At 76.6% G+C, this 19,522-nt stretch carries 5 protein-coding genes; 2 read left to right on the plus strand and 3 right to left on the minus strand.

What is annotated here, in order from left to right:
* Positions 1-5 precede the first annotated feature (5 nt).
* Positions 6-14,918: an SDR family NAD(P)-dependent oxidoreductase gene (locus ABZ573_RS21565; protein ID WP_358120328.1), complete on the minus strand. Its 14,913-nt coding sequence runs from the start codon at positions 14,916-14,918 to the stop codon at positions 6-8.
* Between the two features lie 226 nt (positions 14,919-15,144).
* On the opposite strand from ABZ573_RS21565, the gene ABZ573_RS21570 reads away from it, so the two are divergent.
* Together ABZ573_RS21570 and ABZ573_RS21575 are read left to right on the plus strand one after the other, a co-directional pair.
* Positions 15,145-15,981 carry a hypothetical protein gene (locus ABZ573_RS21570; protein ID WP_225852288.1) on the plus strand — a complete coding sequence of 279 codons (837 nt, stop codon included), beginning with the start codon at positions 15,145-15,147 and terminating at the stop codon, positions 15,979-15,981.
* Positions 15,962-17,002, plus strand: coding sequence for a 3-dehydroquinate synthase family protein (locus tag ABZ573_RS21575; RefSeq protein ID WP_358120331.1), 1,041 nt, complete (start codon positions 15,962-15,964; stop codon positions 17,000-17,002). The genes ABZ573_RS21570 and ABZ573_RS21575 overlap by 20 nt, the downstream gene beginning before the upstream one ends.
* A gap of 32 nt (positions 17,003-17,034) precedes the next feature.
* On the opposite strand, the gene ABZ573_RS21580 is transcribed toward ABZ573_RS21575, so the two are convergent.
* Both ABZ573_RS21580 and ABZ573_RS21585 read right to left on the minus strand, forming a co-directional pair.
* On the minus strand, positions 17,035-17,898 hold the full coding sequence (locus ABZ573_RS21580) for an alpha/beta hydrolase (RefSeq protein WP_151455521.1): 864 nt from the start codon (positions 17,896-17,898) through the stop codon (positions 17,035-17,037).
* Between the two features lie 132 nt (positions 17,899-18,030).
* Positions 18,031-19,197: an ATP-grasp domain-containing protein gene (locus tag ABZ573_RS21585; RefSeq protein WP_358120334.1), complete on the minus strand. Its 1,167-nt coding sequence runs from the start codon at positions 19,195-19,197 to the stop codon at positions 18,031-18,033.
* Between the last annotated feature and the right edge of the window lie 325 nt (positions 19,198-19,522).

Raw genomic sequence — 19,522 nt, forward strand, 5'->3', positions numbered from 1 at the left:
GGCCATCAGAGACCGAGTTCGGAGTCGATGAGGTCGAAGAGGTCGTCGTCGCTGGCCAGTTCGAGGTCGAGGTCGGGATCCCCGCCCGAGCCGGCGCGCATCGTCCGCCACTTGGCGATGAGCACCTCCAGCCGGGACCCGATCTGGGCGTGCAGCTCCGCCTCGACGCTGGCCTCGGTCAGCGAGCGTTCCAGGTTCTCCAGGTCCGTGAGGACCGGCGGAACCTCCGGGCCGGTGTCCGGCGCCAACTGCGACACCAGGAACGTGGCCAGCTCGTTCGGGTCCGGGTAGTCGAAGATCAGCGTGGCCGGCAGGCGCAGACCGGTCGCCGTGGTCAGCCGGTTGCGCAGCTCGACGGCGGTCAACGAGTCGAAGCCGATCTGGCTGAACGCCCGGCCCGGGGCGACCGCCGCGCGGCTGCCGTGCCCGAGCACGCTCGCCGCCTGCTCCCGTACCAGGTCGACCACCAGGGTGTGGCGGTCGGGCCCGGCCAGGGCCGCCAGTTCGTCGGCGAGGGTGCGCCCGCCGCCGGTCGGGGCGCTCGACCGGGCGCTCGGCCGTTCCCGCCGCATGAGCCCGCGCAGCAGGGCCGGGGGCCGCTCGACCCGCTCGCCGAGCGCGGCGACGTCGATCCTGGTCGGCACGAGCACCGGCTCGGCCAGCCGCAGGCCCGCGTCGAACAGGGCCATCCCCAGGTCGGACGGGATCGCGAGCTGCCCGTCGCGGGCGGTGATCCGGGGGTCGGTCCGGTCCAGCTTGGCGGTCATCTCGCTGGCCTGCTCCCACAGTCCCCAGGCGAACGACCGGCCCGGCAGGCCCTCGGCCCGGCGCGCCAGGGCGAGCGCGTCGAGGAACGCGTTGGCCGCCGCGTAGTTGGCCTGACCGGGTACGCCGAAGACGCCCGCGCCGGAGGAGAAGAGCACGAACCCGGCGAGGTCGAGGTGGCGGGTGAGCTCGTGCAGGTGCCACGCGGCGTCGAGCTTCGGCGCGAACACGGTGTCGACGCGCTGCGGGGTGAGGGCGGTGACGATCCCGTCGTCGAGCACCCCGGCGAGGTGCACGACCGCGGTCAACGGGTGCCGGGCCGGTACCGCGTCCAGGACCCGGGCCAGGCTGTCCCGGTCGGCCACGTCGGCCGCCACGACCGTGGCCTCGGCGCCCAGGGAGCGCAGTTCCGCGATCGTCTCGGCCGCGCCGGGGGCCCGCTCGCCGCGGCGGCTGACCAGCAGCAGCCGCCGTACGCCGTGCGTCTCGACCAGCCGCCGGGCGACCAGCCCACCCAGGGTTCCGGTCCCGCCGGTCAGCAGCACGGTGCCGTCGGGGTCCCACGCCCTGGGCAGGGTGAGCACCACCTTGCCGACGTGCCGGGCCTGGCTGACGTGCCGGAACGCCTCCGGCGCCTGGCGGACGTCCCACACCTGCGTGGGCAGCGGGGTGAGCGTCCCCCGCTCGAAGAGCCCGAGCAGCTCGACGAGCATGCGCTGCACCTCGTCGGGGTCCTCCAGGGTCAGGTCGAAGGCGGTGTAGGCCACCCCCGGGTGGTCGGCGGCGACCTGGGCGGCGTCGCGGATGTCGGTCTTGCCCATCTCGATGAACCGCCCGCCGCGCGGCAGCAGCCGCAGCGAGGCGTCGACGAACTCGCGGGCCAGCGAGTCCAGCACCACGTCGACGCCCCGTCCGCCGGTGGCCCCGGCGAACCGGTTCTCGAAGTCGAGGGTCCGGGACGAGGCGATACGGTCCTCGGCGACGCCCATCGAGCGCAGGGCGTCCCACTTGGCGGGGCTGGCGGTGGCGTAGACGTCGGCGCCGAGGTGCCGGGCGAGCTGCACGGCGGCCATGCCGACGCCGCCGGCCGCCGCGTGCACCAGCACCGACTCGCCCCGGCCGAGCCCGGCCAGGTTGACCAGGCCGTGGTACGCGGTCAGGAAGACCACCGGCACGGAGGCGGCCTCGACGTACGACCAGCCGGCCGGCATCGGGGCCAGCAGGCGGCGGTCGGTGACCGCGACGGGCCCGAAGCAGCCCACGAAGACCCCGAACACCCGGTCGCCGGGGCGCAGGTCGGTCACCTCGGCGCCCACCTCGACGACCTCGCCGGCGCCCTCGCCGCCGAGCGGCCCCGCGTCGCCCGGGTAGAGGCCGAGCGCGTTGAGCACGTCGCGGAAGTTCAGGCCGGCGGCGCGGACGCGTACCCGGACCTCGCGGGGGCCGAGAACGGCGTCGGCGGCGTCGGTCGGGACCAGGGTGAGGTTCTCCAGGCTGCCCCGCACCGGCGCGTCCAACCGCCACGCGGCGGCGGGCGGCGCGGCGAGTTCGCCCGCCGAGCCGGCCCGCGCCAGCCGTGGCACGTACGCCGTGCCGCCCCGGATCGCGGCCTGCGGCTCGTCCGCCGCCAGCACGGCGGCGACCTGGTCGGGGCCGATCCCGTCGCCGTCGACGTCGACGATGACGACCTGGCCCGGGTTCTCCGACTGGGCGGAGCGCACCAGGCCCCACGCCGCCGCGGCGGCCGGGTCGGTCACCTCGCCGGCGTGGTGCACGGCCACCGCGCCCCGGGTCACCAGCAGCAGCCTCGACGCCGCCCAGCGGGGCTCCGTGAGCCAGCGCCGGACGAGGTCGAGGGCGCGGACGGCGGCGTGCCGTGCCGCGCGGGGGGTGGGCTGCGCGGGTTCCGCGTCGAGCGGCACGAGCACGGCCCCGGGCAGGGTCAGTCCCGCGTCGACGGCGTCGGCGAGCCCGTCCAGCCCGGAGTGCAGCCCGAAGCCGTCCAGGCCGGGCGCGACGGCCACGGCGTCGACCGGGGTGGCCGCGTCGGCCGGCGGCAGCGGCGTCCAGTCGAGCCGGAACAGCGCGTCGCGGGTGGCACGGTCGTCGGTGACGGCCAGCTCGGCGGCGGAGATCGGCCGCATCGTCAGGGCGGCCACCTCGGCCACCGGGGCGCCGGTCGGGTCGGCGACGGTCAGCGCGATGGCGTGCGGTCCCACCTGGGTCAGCCGTACCCGCAGGGCGGTCGCCCCGGTGGCGTGCAGGCTGACGCCGTTCCAGGCGAACGGCAGCAGGAGCCGGCCGGCCCCGGCCCCGGCGAGGCCGCCGAAGTGCGCGGCGTGCAGGGCGGCGTCGAACAGGGCGGGGTGCAGGCCGTACCGGTCGGCGTCGACCCGTGCGGCCGCCGGCAGCTCCACCTCGGCGTAGACCTCGTCGCCGCTGGTCCACACCGCGCGCAGCCCCTGGAACGCAGGCCCGTACGCGTAGCCGTCGGCTGCCAGGCCGGCGTAGAAGCCGGTCAGGTCGACGGGGCGGGCGTCGCGCGGCGGCCACGTGGTGGGCTGCGGCGACGCGGCGGGCTGGTCGGCGGAGAGGGTGGCGCTGGCGTGCCGGGTCCACGGCCCCGCGGCCGGGCCGTCGGCGGGCCGGGAGTGCACGGTCACCGGGCGGCGTCCGTCGTCGCCGCCCGCGCCGACCGTCACCTGCACCTGGGTCGCGCCGTCGGCGGGCAGGGTCAGCGGGGCCTCGATGACCAGTTCGTCGAGGACCGGGTGGCCGATCTCGTCGCCGACGCGGAGGCAGAGTTCCACCAGGCCGGTGCCGGGCACCAGCACGCTGTCGGAGACCCGGTGGTCGGCCAGCCACGGCTGCGCGTCGGTCGACAGCCGCCCGGTGAACAGGTGGCCCCTCGTCTCGGCCAGCGCGACCGACGCCCCGAGCAGCGGATGCCCGGCGGCGTCCAGGCCGGCGGCGCCGACGTCGCCGGGGCCGGAGACGGGCCGGGGCCAGTAGCGGCGGTGGGCGAACGCGTACGTGGGCAGGTCGACCCGCCGGCCGCCGGCCAGCGCGGGCCGCCAGTCCACCGCGACCCCGCACACGTGCAGCTGGGCCAGGGAGAGCAGGAACCGCGCCCGGTCGCCCTGGTCGCGCTGCACCGAGCCGACCACCACGCTCTCGCCGTCGTGGTCGGCGAGGGTCGCCTCGATGCCCACGGTGAGCACCGGGTGCGGGCTGCACTCGACGTACGTGTCGTGGCCCTGCTCGGCCAGCGAGCGGATCGCCTGTTCCAGCTCGACCGGCTGCCGCAGGTTGCGGTACCAGTAGTCCGGCCCCATCTCCTCGCCGTCGAGCCAGCGCAGGTCGGTGGTGGAGAAGAGCGGCACGGCCGCCGGGCCGGGGGCGATGCCCGCCAGCACCTCGGCCAGCTCGTCGCGCAGGCCCGCCACCTGGGCGGAGTGCGAGGCGTAGTCGACGGCGATGCGCCGGACCCGGGCCTGCTCGCCGGCCAGTTCGGCGAGGAGTTCCTCCACCGCCTGCGGCTCGCCGGACACCACGACGGCGGCCGGCCCGTTCACGGCGGCGACCGAGATCCGGTCGCCGAACCGGGCGATCCGGTCGCGGACCGTGTCGGCGGGGAGCGCGACGGAGGCCATCGCCCCGTGTCCGGCCAGGGCCCGCAGCGCCCGGCTGCGCAGCGCCACCACCCGGGCGGCGTCGGGCAGGGAGAGCACCCCGGCGACGCAGGCGGCGGCGATCTCGCCCTGCGAGTGGCCGACGACGGCGGCCGGCTGCACGCCGTAGGAGCGCCACAGTTCGGCCAGCGACACCATCACCGCGAACAGTGCGGGCTGCACCACGTCGACCTCGTCGAGGCCGGGCGCGCCGGGCACCTGACGCAGCACGTCCAGCAGCGACCAGTCCAGGTACGGCCGCAGCGCCGCGTCGCAGGCCGCCATCCGCTCCGCGAACACGGGGGCCTGGTCGAGCAGGTCCAGTCCCATACCGAGCCACTGGGAGCCCTGCCCGGGGAAGACGAAGACGCACCGGCCGACGGGACGGGCCTCGCCCCGCGTCACCGCCGGGTCGGGCCGGCCCTCGGCGAGCGCGTCGAGGGCGGCGGCGACCTGGTCCGGCGACGCGCCGACCAGCACCGCCCGCGAGTCGAAGGTGCTGCGGCTGGTGGCCAGCGACCAGGCCACGTCGAGGGGCCGCTGGTCGGGCCGCTCGGCGAGGTGTTCCCGCAGCCGCCGGGCCTGCCCGGCGAGCGCCTCCGGGGTACGCGCGGAGAGCAGCCACGGCAGCGCGTACGCCTCCGTCGGCGTGGCTGCGGCGTCAGCGTCCGGGGCCGACCCGGCGACCGCCTCGACGATCACGTGGGCGTTGGTGCCGCTGATGCCGAACGACGAGACACCGGCCCGCGCCGGCCGGTCCGCCGCGGGCCACGGGCGGGCCTCGGTGAGCAGCTCCAGCGAGCCCGACTCCCAGTCGACCCGCGAGCTGCGGCGCTCGGCGTGCAGGGTGCGGGGCAGCCGGCCGTGCCGCATGGCGAGGACCATCTTGAGCACCCCGGCGACGCCGGCCGCGGCCTGGGTGTGCCCGAGGTTGGACTTGACCGAGCCGAGCAGCACCGGCGGGGTACCGGCCGGGCGCTGCCCGTACGTGGCGAGGATCGCCTCCGCCTCGATGGGGTCGCCGAGCGACGTGCCGGTGCCGTGCGCCTCGACGACGTCCACCTCGGCGGCGGTCAGCCCGGCGGCGCCGAGCGCGGCCTTGATGACCCGCTCCTGCGACGGCCCGTTCGGGGCGGTCAGCCCGTTGGACGCGCCGTCCTGGTTGACCGCCGAGCCGCGGACCACGGCCAGCACGGGGTGGCCCCGGCGGCGGGCGTCGGAGAGGCGCTCCACCACCAGCATCCCGACGCCCTCGGACATGCCGAAGCCGTCGGCGTCCTCGGCGAACGCCTTGCACCGCCCGTCGGCGGCGAGACCGCGCTGGCGGCTGAACCCGGTCAGCCCGGCCGGGGTGGACATCACCGACACGCCACCGGCCAGCGCCAGGTCGCAGTCGCCCTGGCGCAGGGCCTGCACGGCCAGGTGCAGCGCCACCAGCGACGCCGAGCAGGCGGTGTCGACGGTGACGGCCGGCCCTTCCAGCCCGAGCGCGTACGCGACCCGGCCGGAGAGGACGCTGCCGGCCGTACCCGTGAGCAGGTGCCCCTCGTCGGCGGTGACCTCGCCGTCGTCGGCGACCACGCCGGGGGCGATCCGGTCGCCGTAGTCCTGGCCGTGGGTGCCGGCGAAGACGCCGGTGCGGCTGCCCCGCAGGGTGACCGGGTCGATGCCGCCGCGTTCCAACGCCTCCCAGGAGGTCTCCAGCAGCAGCCGGTGCTGCGGGTCCATCGCGAGGGCCTCGCGGGGGCTGATGCCGAAGAACGCGGCGTCGAAGTCGGCGATCCCGGTGAGGAACCCGCCGGCCCGCACGTACGTCCGGCCGGCCGTGCCGGGCACCGGGTCGTAGAGGTCGGCCAGCGGCCACCCCCGGTCGTCGGGCAGGTCACCGATGACGTCGGCGCCCGCGTCGAGCAGCCGCCACAGCTCCTCCGGGGAGCCGATGCCGCCGGGGAAGCGGCAGGCCATCGCGACGATGGCGACCGGCTCGTCCAGGGCGACGGTGCTCGCGTCGGTGACCTCGGTGGCGGCGGTGCCGAGCAGCCGGGCGTGCAGGTGCGCGGCGAGCAGCTCCGGGGTGGGGTGGTTGAACACGGCGTGCGGGGCGAGCCGGACGCCGGTGACGGCGGTGAGCCGGTTGCTCAGCTCCACGGCCATCAGCGAGTCGAAGCCGAGTTCCTTGAACGGGCGGCGCGGCTCGACGTCGTCGGGGCCGGTGTGCCCAACCACGGTGGCGCACCGGGTGCGTACGAGGTCCAGCAGCAGGGCGGCGCGGTCGGGTTCGGCCAGCTCGGCCAGCCGGTCGGCGAAGCCCTTGGCGGAGGCGGGCGCGGCGTCGGCGTTGACGGCCCGACGGGGCGGTGGGGGCAGCAGCGCCCGCAGCAGGGCGGGCACCTCGCCGGAGGTCCGCACGGCGGCCAGGTCGAGCCCGATCGGCACCAGCGTCGCCCGGTCGACGTGCAGGGCGGCGTCGAACAGCGCCAGCCCGGCGGCCGTGTCGAGGGGACGGGTGCCGCCCCGGGCGAGCCGGGCCAGGTCCGCCGGCGTGAGCCGGCCGGCCATCCCGTCCTGCGCGGCCCACAGCCCCCAGGCCAGGGCGGTCGCCGGCAGGCCCTGGGCGCGGCGGTGCGCGGCGAGCGCGTCGAGGAACGCGTTGCCGGCCGCGTAGTTGCCCTGGCCGGGGCTGCCGAAGGTGGCGGCGGCCGAGGAGAAGAGCACGAACGCGGCCAGGTCGAGGCCGGCGGTCAGCTCGTGCAGGTGCCACGCGCCGTGCACCTTGGACCGCAGGGCCCGCTCCCAGCGGCCCGGGTCGAGGTCGGTGAGCAGCGCGTCGTCGGTGGCCCCGGCGGCATGCACGACGGCGACGAGCCGATCGGCCAGCGGGGCGACGACCTCGGCGAGCGCCGCCCGGTCGGCGACGTCGGCCGCGACCACCCGGACGATGACGCCGGCGTCGGTCAACGCGTCCGTCCAGTCGCCGGCCCGGCCGGTGCGGCTGACGAGGACCAGCTCGGCGACGCCGTGCACGGTGGCGAGGTGGGTGGCGACGTGCCGGCCGACGCCGCCCGTGCCGCCGGTCACCAGCACGGTGCCACCGGCCAGCGCCGGAACCGGCGTACCGGCCGGGGGCGGTTCGACGGGGTGGAGCCGGGGCAGCAGGACCCGGCCGTCACGGACGGCGATCTCGGGCTCGTCCCCGGCGACGGCCAGCGCCGCCCGGACGGTCGCGTCGTCGGTGGCGTCGAGGCTGAGCAGCAGGAACCGGTCGGGTTGTTCCGCCTGGGCGACCCGGACGAGCCCCGCCACCGGGGCGTGCACCGGGTCACCGTCGCGGACGGCGAGGGCCAGGCGGGTGGTCTCCGCGCGGGGGTCGACCAGCCAGCTCTGGAGCACGCCGAGCACGGCGAGGCCGACGGCGTGGGCACGGTCGGGCACCGAACGGCCCGGCTCGCCGTCGCCGACGCGCAGCACCAGCAGCGGCGGCAGCGGCCCGTCCGGGGGTGTGCCGTCGGCGAGCGTCCAGGAGGGCGCGGGCGTCGCCGGGAACGCCGCGGGCGACCAGTCGACGGCGTACAGCCCGGCGGGGGCGGGCGGGGGCGCCGGCGTCTCGGCGGGCGGCAGGTCGAGGGTCCGCAGCACCACCCGGTCCACGTCGAGCACGGGCACGCCCGCGGCGTCGACGGCGGTCAGGGTCACCGCGTCCGCCCCGGCTGGGGCCAGGCAGACGCGCAGCGCGTGCGCCCCGGTGGCGTGCAGGCGCACGCCCGCCCACTCGGTGGGCAGCAGCCGGCCGGTGGGCGCGGCGTCGTGGCCGGGCGCGAAGTCGGCGAGCGGGAGCAGGCGCAGGGCCGCCTCCAGCACCAGCGGGTGCACGCCGTACCGCTCGGCGTCCGGGTCCCGGGCGTCCTCGGGCAGGCGTACGTCGACGAAGAGCCGGTCGGCGGCGACCCACGCGGCCCGGGCCAGTTCCCCGGCCATGGCCTGGTACTGCGGGGCGGTCAGGTCCACCGGTCGGGCGCCGGTGGGCGGCCAGGCCGGGGCGAGGGCACCCCGGCCGCTCTCCGGGTCGACCGGGCCGAGCACGGCCTCGGCGACCTCCCGCCAGGGCTGCCCGTCGCCGGCCCGGACGTGGCAGTGCGCCACCCGGCGCCGGTGCTCGTCCGGCGCCGAGACGCCGACCTGCACCTCGAGGGTCGCCTCGGCGGGCAGCGGCACCGGATCGGGGACGCGCAGCCGCCGCACCGTCGGGGTGCCGAGCTGTTCGCCGAGGTGGGTGAGCATGTCCAGCAGGGCGCTGGCGGGCAGCAGCGCGGGAGTGCCGTCACCGGGGGCGGCCAGCCACGGCTGGGTGGCCGCGGAGACCTGTCCGGTGCAGACGACCTGCCCGGTGCCGGCGACCGCCAGCACGCCGCCGAGCAGCGGGTGCCCGGCGTCGGCCAGCCCGACGCCGACCTGGCCACCGACCGCGGTTGAGGCGGGCAGCCAGTAGTGCCGGCGTTGGAAGGCGTACGTGGGCAGGTCGACGCGGCGGTGCGGCCCGGGGCCGGCGAGGGCGGCGCGGTCGACGGGGACGCCCCGGACGTGCAGCCGCGCCACGGCGGCGAGCAGCGCCTCCGGTTCGTCGGCGACGCCCCGTACGGCGGGCACGAAGGCCAACTCGTCGGCCTCGGCGAGGAGGCAGTCCTGGGCCATCGCGGTGAGCACGCCGGCCGGACCGACCTCCAGGAAGGTGGTGACGCCCTGCCCGTGCAGGGCCCGCACGCCGTCGTGGAAGCGGACGGTGCCCCGCACGTGCGCCACCCAGTAGTCGGGCGAGCAGAGCCGGGCCGGGTCGACGGGGTGGCCGGTCAGGTTGGACACCACCGGCAGGTGCGGGGTGCGGTACGTGAGGCCGGCCGCCACCGCGCGGAACTCGTCGAGCATCGGTTCCATGCGCGGCGAGTGGAACGCGTGCGACACCCGCAGCCGGCTGGTACGACGCCCGGCGGCGCGCAGGGTGGCCGCGACGGCCAGCACCGCGTCGGCGTCGCCGGAGACGACGACGCTCGTCGGGCCGTTGACGGCGGCGAGGCCCACCCGGTCGGTGAGGTGCGCGGCGACCTCGGCCTCGTCGGCCTCGACGGCGACCATCGCGCCCCCGGCGGGCAGCTGCTGCATCAGCCGGGCGCGGGCGGCGACGAGCGCCGCCGCGTCGGCGAGGGGGAACACCCCGGCCACGTGCGCGGCGGCCAGCTCGCCGACGGAGTGGCCGAGCACCGCGTCGGGGCGCACGCCCCAGGACTCCAGGAGGCGGTACAGCGCCACCTCGAAGGCGAACAGCCCCGGCTGGGTGTACAGGGTCTGGTCGAGCAGGTCGGCCAGTTCGTCGCCCTCGGCGGCGAAGACGACGTCCGCGACGGGGTGCGGGGCGTGGCCGGCGAGGCAGCGGTCGAGTTCGGCGCAGGCCGCGTCGAAGGCGTCGGCGAAGACCGGGTACGCCGCGTGCAGCTCGCGGCCCATGCCGGCGCGCTGGCCGCCCTGCCCGCCGAAGAGCATGCCGAGCTGGCCGTCGACTACCCGGCCGGTCAGCACGGTCGGCACGTCCGCGTCCGCCTCGCCGCGGGTCAGCGCGGTCAGGCCCGTCCGGGCGGTGGCCGGGTCGCCGGCCAGCACCACGGCCCGGTGTTCGAGGGCGGCGCGGGTGGTGGCGAGCGCGTGCCCGACGTCGGCCGGGTCGGCGTCCGCCCCGGGCCCGTCGAGCCAGGTCAGCAGGCGGGCCGCCTGGTCCCGCAGCGCCTCACCGGAGGCCGCGGCGAGCAGCCACGGCACGGGCGGTCGTCGGGTGGCGGCGGCCGCCCCGGACGACGGCTGCTGGTCCGCGACCCCGGACGGCGACTGCTGGTCCGCGGCCCCGGACGGCGACTCCCGGTCCGCGGTCCCGGGCACGGGGGGCGGGTCGGCGGCGGGCGCCTCGACGATGACGTGCGCGTTGGTGCCGCTGATGCCGAACGACGAGATGCCGGCCCGCCGGGGCCGTCGCACCTCGGGCCACGGGCGGGCCTCGGTGAGCACCTCGACCGCGCCGGCGGACCAGTCCACCTCGGACGTCGGGGCGTCCACGTGCAGGGTGCGGGGCAGCGTTCCGTGCCGCATCGCGAGCACCATCTTGATCACCCCGGCGGCCCCTGCGGCGGCCTGGGTGTGGCCGAGGTTGGACTTCAGCGAGCCCAGCCGCAGCGGTTCGGCGTCGCCACGACCCGTCCCGTACGTGGCGAGCAGCGCCTGCGCCTCGATCGGGTCGCCCAGCCGGGTGCCGGTGCCGTGCGCCTCGACGACGTCCACGTCGGCGGCGGAGAGCCCGGCCGCGTCCAGCGCCCGGCGGATGACCCGCTCCTGGGCGGGCCCGCTGGGGGCGGTGAGCCCGTTGGACGCGCCGTCGGAGTTGACGGCGGAGCCGCGCAGCACGGCGAGGACGGGGTGCCCGCGCCGGCGGGCGTCGGAGAGCCGTTCCAGCAGCAGCACGGCGACGCCCTCGGACCAGCCGGTGCCGTCGGCGCCCTCGCCGAACGCCTTGCACCGGCCGTCCGGGGCGAGCCCGCGCTGCCGGCTGAACTCCACGAACGCCTGCGGGGTGCCCATCACCGCCACGCCGCCGGCCACGGCGAGGGAACAGTCGCCCGCGCGCAGCGCCTGGGCGGCCAGGTGCAGCGCGACCAGCGACGACGAGCACGCCGTGTCGACGGTGACCGCCGGCCCCTCCAGCCCCAGCGCGTACGCGACGCGGCCGGAGACGACACTGCCGGCGGTGCCGACGCCGAGGTAGCCCTCGGTGCCGGGCGGCGCCTGGCGCAGGTTCGCGGCGTAGTCGTGGTGCATGACGCCGGTGAAGACGCCGGTGGCGCTGCCGCGCAGCGAGGTGGGGTCGATGCCGGCCCGCTCGAACAGCTCCCAGGACGTCTCCAGCAGCAGCCGCTGCTGCGGGTCCATGGCGAGCGCCTCGCGCGGGCTGATCGCGAACAGGGTGGCGTCGAAGTCCGCCGCGTCGGTCAGGAAGCCGCCCACCCGGACGTACGAGGTGCCGGGACGGTCCGCGTCGTCGGAGAACAGGTGCGCCAGGTCCCAGCCCCGGTCGGTGGGGAATTCCGTGAGCCCCTCCCGGCCCTCGTCGACCAGGTCCCACAGCTGCTCGGGGGAACCGACACCGCCGGGGAGCCGGCAGGCCATGGCGACGACGACCACCGGATCGTCCACGGTGGACGGCGCGGACGGCCGGTCCGTCGCGGGGCCGGCCTGCCCGGTGGTGCCGCGCAGCCGGGCGGCGAGGTGCCGGGCGAGAGCGTCCGGGCTGGGCCGGTCGAAGGCGGCCGTGGCGGAGAGCCGTACCCCGGTGGCCCGGGCCAGCCGGTCGCGCAGGGCGACCGCGCTGACCGAGGTGAAGCCGAGTTCCTTGAAGGCCCGGCCGGGGCGCACCGCGGCCGGGCCGGACAGGCCGGCCACCTCGGCGGTGGCGGTGCGGACCAGATCCAGCAGGAGCCGGTCCCCCTCGGCGGTGCTCAGCCCGGCCAGCCGGCGGCGCAACTCGGCGGCGTCCCGGTCGTCGGCGGCGTCGTCGAGCGCCGCGACGGGGCCGCGCCAGGCGGGGTGCGCGGCGTCGGCGTGGCCCGCCGGGCGGGCGAGCACGACCAGGTCGTCGCCGTCGTGGGCCACGTCGAACGCGGCGAGATCGGCGCGTACGGCCGCCGGGACGACGCTTCCCGCCCCGGTTCCGGTTACCGCGGGGGTGGCGGGCGACGGCTCCCGGTCGGCGTGCGCGGTCGTGCCGACGACCCGGGCCGGCAGACCGGCGGCCCGGCGGCGGGCGGTCAGGGCGTGCAGGGCGCCCACGGCCGAGGCGGCCCGCTCCCGGCCGGCGGCGCCCAGCAGCAGGGCGGACGGCGCGAGGACGGTGAACGAGGCGGCCGGGAGCCCGGTCGCGGCGTCCAGCCTCCCGGCGAGGCGGAGCAGCCGGGCGATGTCCTCGTCGTCGGTCAGGTCGTCGTCGGACGGGCAGAGGAAGACCCCGCCGGGCGGCTCGTCGCCCGCCCGGTCGGCGGGCAGCGCGGCGACGTCGGCGCCGGCGGCGACGAGTTCGGTGACCAGATCCACCAGGGCGACCCCGGGCGTGGCACCGACGTGGAGCAGCCGCAGCCGGCGGACGCGGTGCGCGGCGACGAGGTGTCGGGCCAGCGCCGCGCCGGTCGGCCCGTCCGCGCCGGTGACCAGGACCGGGCGGTCCGGGTCGGCCACGCTCACCGGCCGCGCCGGCACGGTCGCCGGGACGGGCACGAGGACGGCGTGCAGGGCGGCCCCGGCCCGCATCGCGACCTGCGCGGCGCCGGCGTCCACCACGGCGGGGAGCAGGGCGGTCGAGCGGTCTCCGGCGTCGCCGTCGACCAGCACGATCCGGTCCGGGTAGGCGGCCTGCAGACTGCGGCCGACCGCCTGGACCGCGCCGGCCGCCGGATCGGCCTGGTGCCATCCCCCGGGCACGGCGGCGGCGTCGATCCCGGTGTCCAGGTCGCCGGGCGCGTCGCTCGCGGCGGGTGCGGCGGCCGGGCCGGTCAGCAGCACCAGGCGGGTGCCGGCGAACCGGTCGTCGTCGAGCCAGCCGCGCAGCCGCTCGGCGAGGTCCGCCACGACGGCGTCGGCCGGCTCGACCAGCAGCACCGTCACGTCGGGCACGTCCGGGGCCTCGCGCAGGGCGGCCAGGTCCCGGTGGGACCGGAACCGGTCCCCGGGCGACGCCGCGCGCAGCGGTTCCACCAGCTCGTCGCTCCCGCGACCGACGAGCGCCCAGCGGCGGGCCGGGGCGGCGGCGGCCTGCGCGGCCGTCGGGGCGGGCGCCTCGACCGGCGGTACGGCGGCCAGGTCGAGCGGCTGCCAGGCGATCAGGCTCAGCGTCTCGTGGTGGCTGCCGTTGACCGCCCGCAGCCGCGCCGGCCGGTCGAGCAGGAGCCGGCGGGTGACCTTGCCGGAGGCGGTGCGGGGCACCTGCCCGATCTCGTACAGCTCCTCGGGGACCTTGTGGTAGGAGAGCTTCTCCCGGCAGGCCGCGTACCCGGCCCGGGGGTCGAAGCCCTCCGGCCCGGGCACCACGAACGCCACCGGCACCTCGCCGAGCACGTCGTGCGGGCGGCCGGTCACCGCCACGTCGGCGACGCCGGGCACCCCGCGCAGGGCCTCCTCCACCTCGGCCGGGTGGATCTTCTCGCCACCCCGGATGATCAGTTCCTGGTGCCGCCCGGTGACGAAGATGTTGCCGTCGGCGTCGCGGCGGGCCAGGTCGCCGGTGCGGTACCAGCCGTCGCGCAGGGCGGCGGCGGTGACCTCCGGCAGGCCGTGGTAGCCGAGCATGACGCTCGGCCCGTTCACCCAGACCTCACCCTCGGCGCCGGTCGGCACGTCCAGGCCGGTCTGCGGGCTGACCAGGCGCACCTCGACGCCGGGCACCGCGCGGCCGCAGGAACCCTCGACCCGGGGCTGGTCCGGCCGGGTGACGGCGATCGAGCCGCAGGTCTCCGTGCTGCCGTACGCGTCGAGCAGCGGCGCGTCGAAGACCTCGTCGAACGCCCGGCGCAGCGCGCCGGTGGTGATCGCCCCGCCGACCAGGCAGACCCGCAGGGCCGGGGCGCGGAAGCCGCTCTCCCGGGCGGCGGTGACCAGGTGGTGGTACATGGCCGGCACACCGGCCAGCACGGTGGCCTCGTCCTCGTCGACCGCGCGCAGCACGTCGTCGGCGGAGAAGCCGTCGATGAGCCGGGCCGTGGCGCCGACGGCGGTCACGCTGAGCACGCACCCGATGTGGGAGAGGCTGTGGAACAACGGCAGCGGCCAGACCACCCGGTCGGCGTCGGTGAGCCCGGGGATCGGCACGTAGCAGGCGGCGACGGACCAGAGGCAGGTGCGCTGGGTGGAGAGCACGCCCTTGGGCCGGCCGGTGGTGCCGGAGGTGTAGAGCATCCAGGCGACCTCGTCGAGGCCCAGGTCGTCACGGGCGTCCACACCCGGCTCGGTGTCGACCAGGTCACGCCACGCGGTGACCCCGGCGGGCACCGGGCCGTCCCCGGTGACCACGACCCGCAGGGCCGGCCGGCCGGCACGCAGCCGCAGCAGCTGGTCGAGGTGCCGGGGGTCGGTGACCACCAGCACCGCACCGGAGTCGTCCAGCAGGTGGGCCAGTTCCGCGTCGGTGCTGTGCGGGTTCACCGGTACGCCGACCGCGGCCGCCCGCGTCACGGCCAGCCAGGTCTCCACCGTCTCCACCCGGTTGCCGAGGCAGAAGGCCACCCGGTCGCCCCGCCCGACCCCCGACGCCGCCAGGTGACCGGCCAGCCGGCGGGTCCGCGCCGCCAGGTCGGCGTATCCGACCGCCCGGCGGTCGTCGCGGAACGCGACCTTGTTCCCCAACCTGGCGGCGTGCGCCTCGATCAGATCGGACAACGGCTGGATCAGGTCGCTCCGAAGCATGTCACCACATCCGTCCGTCGGCGAGACTTCTCATCCGCGGCGTAGACCCCGCTCGCCGTAGCGGCCCAAGTCTTCCGAGCACCCTGCCGGCGTCCTACCCCTGTCACCCCCTAAGTCGTCCCCAGTTCGGACCGCTGATCAGGTGGTGGGACGGGCCGCAGGCCGATGATGGGGCCACTCCCCCGCAGACCGTCGAGTCCTGTGCTCCACCCGCCCGTCAGCCGAGGTGCCGTCGTTGGAACGCTGCTGGTTGTTCGCCCGCTCGGCCGTGCCGGCCGACGGGTCCCCGGACACGCGGGTGACCGAGCTGGTCGGCACGGTCCTCGCCGGTCTGGTCGCCGCCGCCCGCCGGGCCGATCCGGGCATGGACTGGTTCTTCGACCCGGAGGGCTCCCCCGCCGGGCCGCACGTGAGCCTCGGCTTCCACGCCGCCCCGGCCGCGCTCGACGCGGTACGGGCGGGGCTGCTCGCGTACGACCCGGGGGTCTCCTTCGCCGCCGACCGGTACGTGGTGCGCGACGCCGCCCGGGGCGGCCCGCTCGCGTCGGCGGGCAGCGACCTGGCCCTGACCCTGCTCGGCGGGGACACTCCCTGGCTGGCCGGCGTCGAACTGCCGCTGGCCGTGGCGCACCTGCGGTACCTGACGGGGCTGGTGCCGGCGGCCGACCGGCTGGCGTTCCTCTTCCTGCACTGGCAGGAACGCAGCCAGCGGCTGACCGCCGCGCAGCGGCGGGACCTGGCCGCGCAGGCGGACGCCGGCGCGGAGAAGATCGTCCTGGCGGCCGGCGACCTGCCGCTGTGCGGGGAGGTCGCCGTGGCCTGGCGGCGTTACCTGGACCGGGTGACCGACGTGGTCGGCCGGCACCACCCGGCGGCGCCGTCGGGCTTCCTGCTGGCGCACCACGCCCAGCTCACCCACGACCGTTGGGGCATCGGGCCGGACGTCGACTCGCTGGCCGCGCTGGCGCTGCGCCTGTCGATGGTCCGGGAACGCCCGGTCGCCGCCGCACCGGTGCCCGTCGTCAAGAGGAGGCAGCAGCCACATGCACCCGTCCGCACCTGACCCGCACGCCCCCGCCGAGCCGGCCCGGATCGAGGTGGCGCTCGGCGAGCGCGCGTACCCGGTGCTGATCGGCCCCGGTGTGCGCCACCGGCTGCCGGCGGAGGTGGCGCGGATCGGTGCCCGGCGGGTCGTGGTGGTCTCGGCCCGGCCTCCGGAGTGGACGCCCGACCCGGGTGTGCCGCACCGGGTGGTGCCGGCCCACGACGGCGAGCACGACAAGAACCTGGCCACGGTCGAGCAGCTCTGCCGTGCGTTCGCCGAGTTCGGACTGACCCGCGCCGACGCCGTCGTCTCCTGCGGCGGCGGCACCACCACGGACGTGGTCGGGTTGGCCGCCGGCCTCTACCACCGGGGCGTCGCGGTGATCCACCTGCCGACCTCGCTGCTCGCCCAGGTGGACGCCAGCGTCGGCGGGAAGACGGCGGTCAACCTGCCGGAGGGCAAGAACCTGGTCGGGGTGTACTGGCAGCCCCGGGCGGTGCTCTGCGACACCGAGCACCTGGGCACGCTGCCGCAGCGGGAGTGGCGCAACGGCTACGGGGAGATCGCCCGGGCGCACTTCATCGGCGCGGGCGAGCTGCGCGACCGGCCGGTGGCGGAGCAGATCGCCGCCTGCGTGGCCCTGAAGGCGCGGGTGGTGGCCGCCGACGAGCGTGACTCCGGTCTGCGGCACATCCTCAACTACGGTCACACGCTGGGGCACGCGTTGGAGCGGGCCACCGACTTCGGCCTGCGGCACGGCGAGGCGGTCGGCGTCGGCACGGTCTTCGCGGGCCGGCTGGCCGGCGTCCTCGGCCGCGTCCCGGCCGACCGGGTGGCCGAGCACCACGAGGTGGTGGCGGGCTACGGCCTCGACACCGCGCTGCCCGGCGGTGTCGACCACGACGAGTTGGTCGCGCTGATGCGGCGGGACAAGAAAGCCACTTCGGGCCTGTCCTTCGTCCTGGACGGCCCGGCCGGGCCCGAGCTGGTCGCCGACGTCCCCGAGCCCGCCGTACGCACCGCGCTGACCGGCATGTAGCGGCCGGCACCCGACACCGCCGGCAGCCCGGCTCAGGTGGATGCTCGTCCGAGCAGACAGCGGAGGATCGGCTCGGCACGGGTCCACAGCACCGCGCCACCGGTCCCCGGGACGAGGTGCCGGACGGCACCGGGGATCCGGGCGGCCAGCGTCGCTCCGTTGTCGGGTGAGTGGCTGGTGTCCTGTTCGCCGTACCAGACGTCGACCGGAACCGTGATCTCCGCGAGGTCGAAGGGCCATCGCCCCATGGCCAGGACGGTGTCCCGGGCGTAGCCGGCCGGGCCCTGGGCGAACCCCTCGTGCAGGGCCCGGCGGTAGGCGGCCTCGAAGCCCGGCTCCCGGTACACCGCCAGGTCGGCCTCGGGACTCCCGCTCGTCACCATGTCCCACATCGCGTCCGCGTCGAAGCCGGCGAAGATCTGCTCCGCCCCGGCCGGATCGACGGCAGTCGTGTCCACGAGCCGACGCAGCTCCGCCGGCAGCGCCTCGGCGAACTCCGGCGCGGCGACCTCGTCCGCGCCGGCCACGATGGCCAGCGCGCCGGCGACGCCCGCCTCGGCGCACGCGAGTGCGAACGGCGCGCCCTGCGAGTTGCCGACCACCGCGGGGCATGCCAGCCCCCGCAGTCCGACGAGGTCGCGGATGTCCGCGGCGAAGTCGGCGTACGTCCGGCCGGGCGCGGGGGTCGAGCTGCCGAGCCCCGGGCGGTCCACGGAGACGAGACGCACCCCGAGCGCGTCGACGACGTCCGCGCCGAAGCCGAGCCACCGGCTCGTGGCCGCCCCCGGGCACAGCAACACCGGGACACCGTCCGGCGGCCCCCACTCGGCCCAGCCGAGCAACCGCCCGTCGGGGAGTCGGCTCTCACCGAGGCGGACCGGATCGTCGACGCGCACGCTCATGATCCTCATCATGGCCGCGGCGCCGGCGAGCGCGCACGGCGTTTTCCCCCGGGCGGGACGGGCGCCGCCGTGGTCGGTCGGGCCTCCCCTCCGGACCGTCACCACGGCCCGGAGAGGGACGACGCGTCAACCGCCCAGTGCCCGCTGGATCTGCGCGACCAGCACCCCGCAGGCGTACCGGTCCGCAGCGCCGACCATGCCGACGATGGTGGCCGGCAGCGGGCCGTTGTCCGTCTCCGCCGGGTCGTGGTGCATGAACGCGACGAACTGCCCCCGGTCGATGAACGGGGCGAGGATCGGCTCGGCGTCGACGCCGGGGGCCAGCGAGAAGAACGTCGTCATGGCGCACGGGTGCTGCCCCAGCAGCGAACTGCGGTGCAGCAGCGAGGTGGTGGCCCCACTGACCCGGAAGTTGGGATCGATGACCCGCAGGGCGCCGTCGCGACCGATCCCGGCGTCGAAGGAGCAGTACCCGCGGTACCCGAGGGCACTGGCCTTTCGGACCCCTACGGTCAGCGCTTCGATCAGCTCCGCCGGCGGCTGGTCGTCGTCCATCACACAACCGACCCACGTCGAAGTGGGCTGCGGCAGGTGTACGGACGCACCGAAGTACTGCACCGCTCCGCTCTCCGTCACGCCGAACTGGACGCCCCAGATCGTCCGGAAGGGCACTTCCTCCTCGACGATCCACCGATCGCTCACCTGTTCCAGCTGGTTGAACAGTGACCGGTGCCGCCGGTCCTGCAACCGCCTCGTGAAGATCGCGATTCCGCTGTACACCTCGACGCCGGCCGGTTTGACCACCGCCGGCCGCCGGTCCTGCTGCACGATGCGGCGTACCTCGGCGGGGGTGGCGACCTGGCGACGGGGCAGGTATTCCGGCGCGATCAGTGTTTCCAGGGTGGTCTTGTTGTTGAGGCGGGCGAGCAGGTCCGGGGCGACCCGGGCCCGCGCGGCCCGCAACTGCGGATCGTGCGGGGGGAACTGGAACTCCAGCGTCTCGCCCCGCTCGGCGGCGTCCCGGGCGAACTGCACCGCCTGCGCGCCGGAGCGGAACTCGCGCAGGTCGCTGGGCGTCTTGAGACCGCACCGACTGAGCAGGCGCAGCGACTTGTCCGCGCTGGAGCCGGTGCTGCAAATGGCCGCCGACTGGTGCGGAAGGGTCAGGTGGAGACCCGTGATCATGTCCAGCCCGTTGTACAGGGCGGCGCCCGCACCGGCGAGATAGCGGCTGCCGGCGGTCGTCACCGGATCGGGTGGCCGGGCCAGGACCACCCCGTCGTGAGCGAACACCTGTACCTGGATAGGTCCGTCCATTGGATCTCCTGACATGCCGGCCCACGAAGGGCCTCGGGTGGCACGGAGTCCGGGTGCGCAACGACCACGAACTGCGGAGAACGTGGACGGTCGCAGGCGCTCCCGGTCCTGATGAGGCCGCTCGGCCACGAGAGTCGGGCGTACCGCGTGCACCGGCCGGCCGGTCTCTGGCGAGACCGGCCAGGTAGCGGGCTGGCTTGTGGTCAGCGCTGCGTTCGGCGAGGTGCACACCAACAGGCGGTGGCTGAATTTGCCAGTCACCGACTGGGTCATGATCGGCAAAGCATAGTCAATGCTCATT

Origin of the sequence: Micromonospora sp. NPDC007220 (assembly GCF_040634035.1) — a bacterium.
In the GTDB taxonomy this organism is placed as follows: Bacteria; Actinomycetota; Actinomycetes; order Mycobacteriales; family Micromonosporaceae; genus Micromonospora; species Micromonospora reichwaldensis.

Coding starts and splice junctions, on each gene's coding strand:
- ABZ573_RS21565 (WP_358120328.1), bottom strand. CDS start 14,918: ATGCTTCGGAGCGACCTGATCCAGCCGTTGTCCGATCTGATCGAGGCG.
- ABZ573_RS21575 (WP_358120331.1), top strand. CDS start 15,962: ATGCACCCGTCCGCACCTGACCCGCACGCCCCCGCCGAGCCGGCCCGG.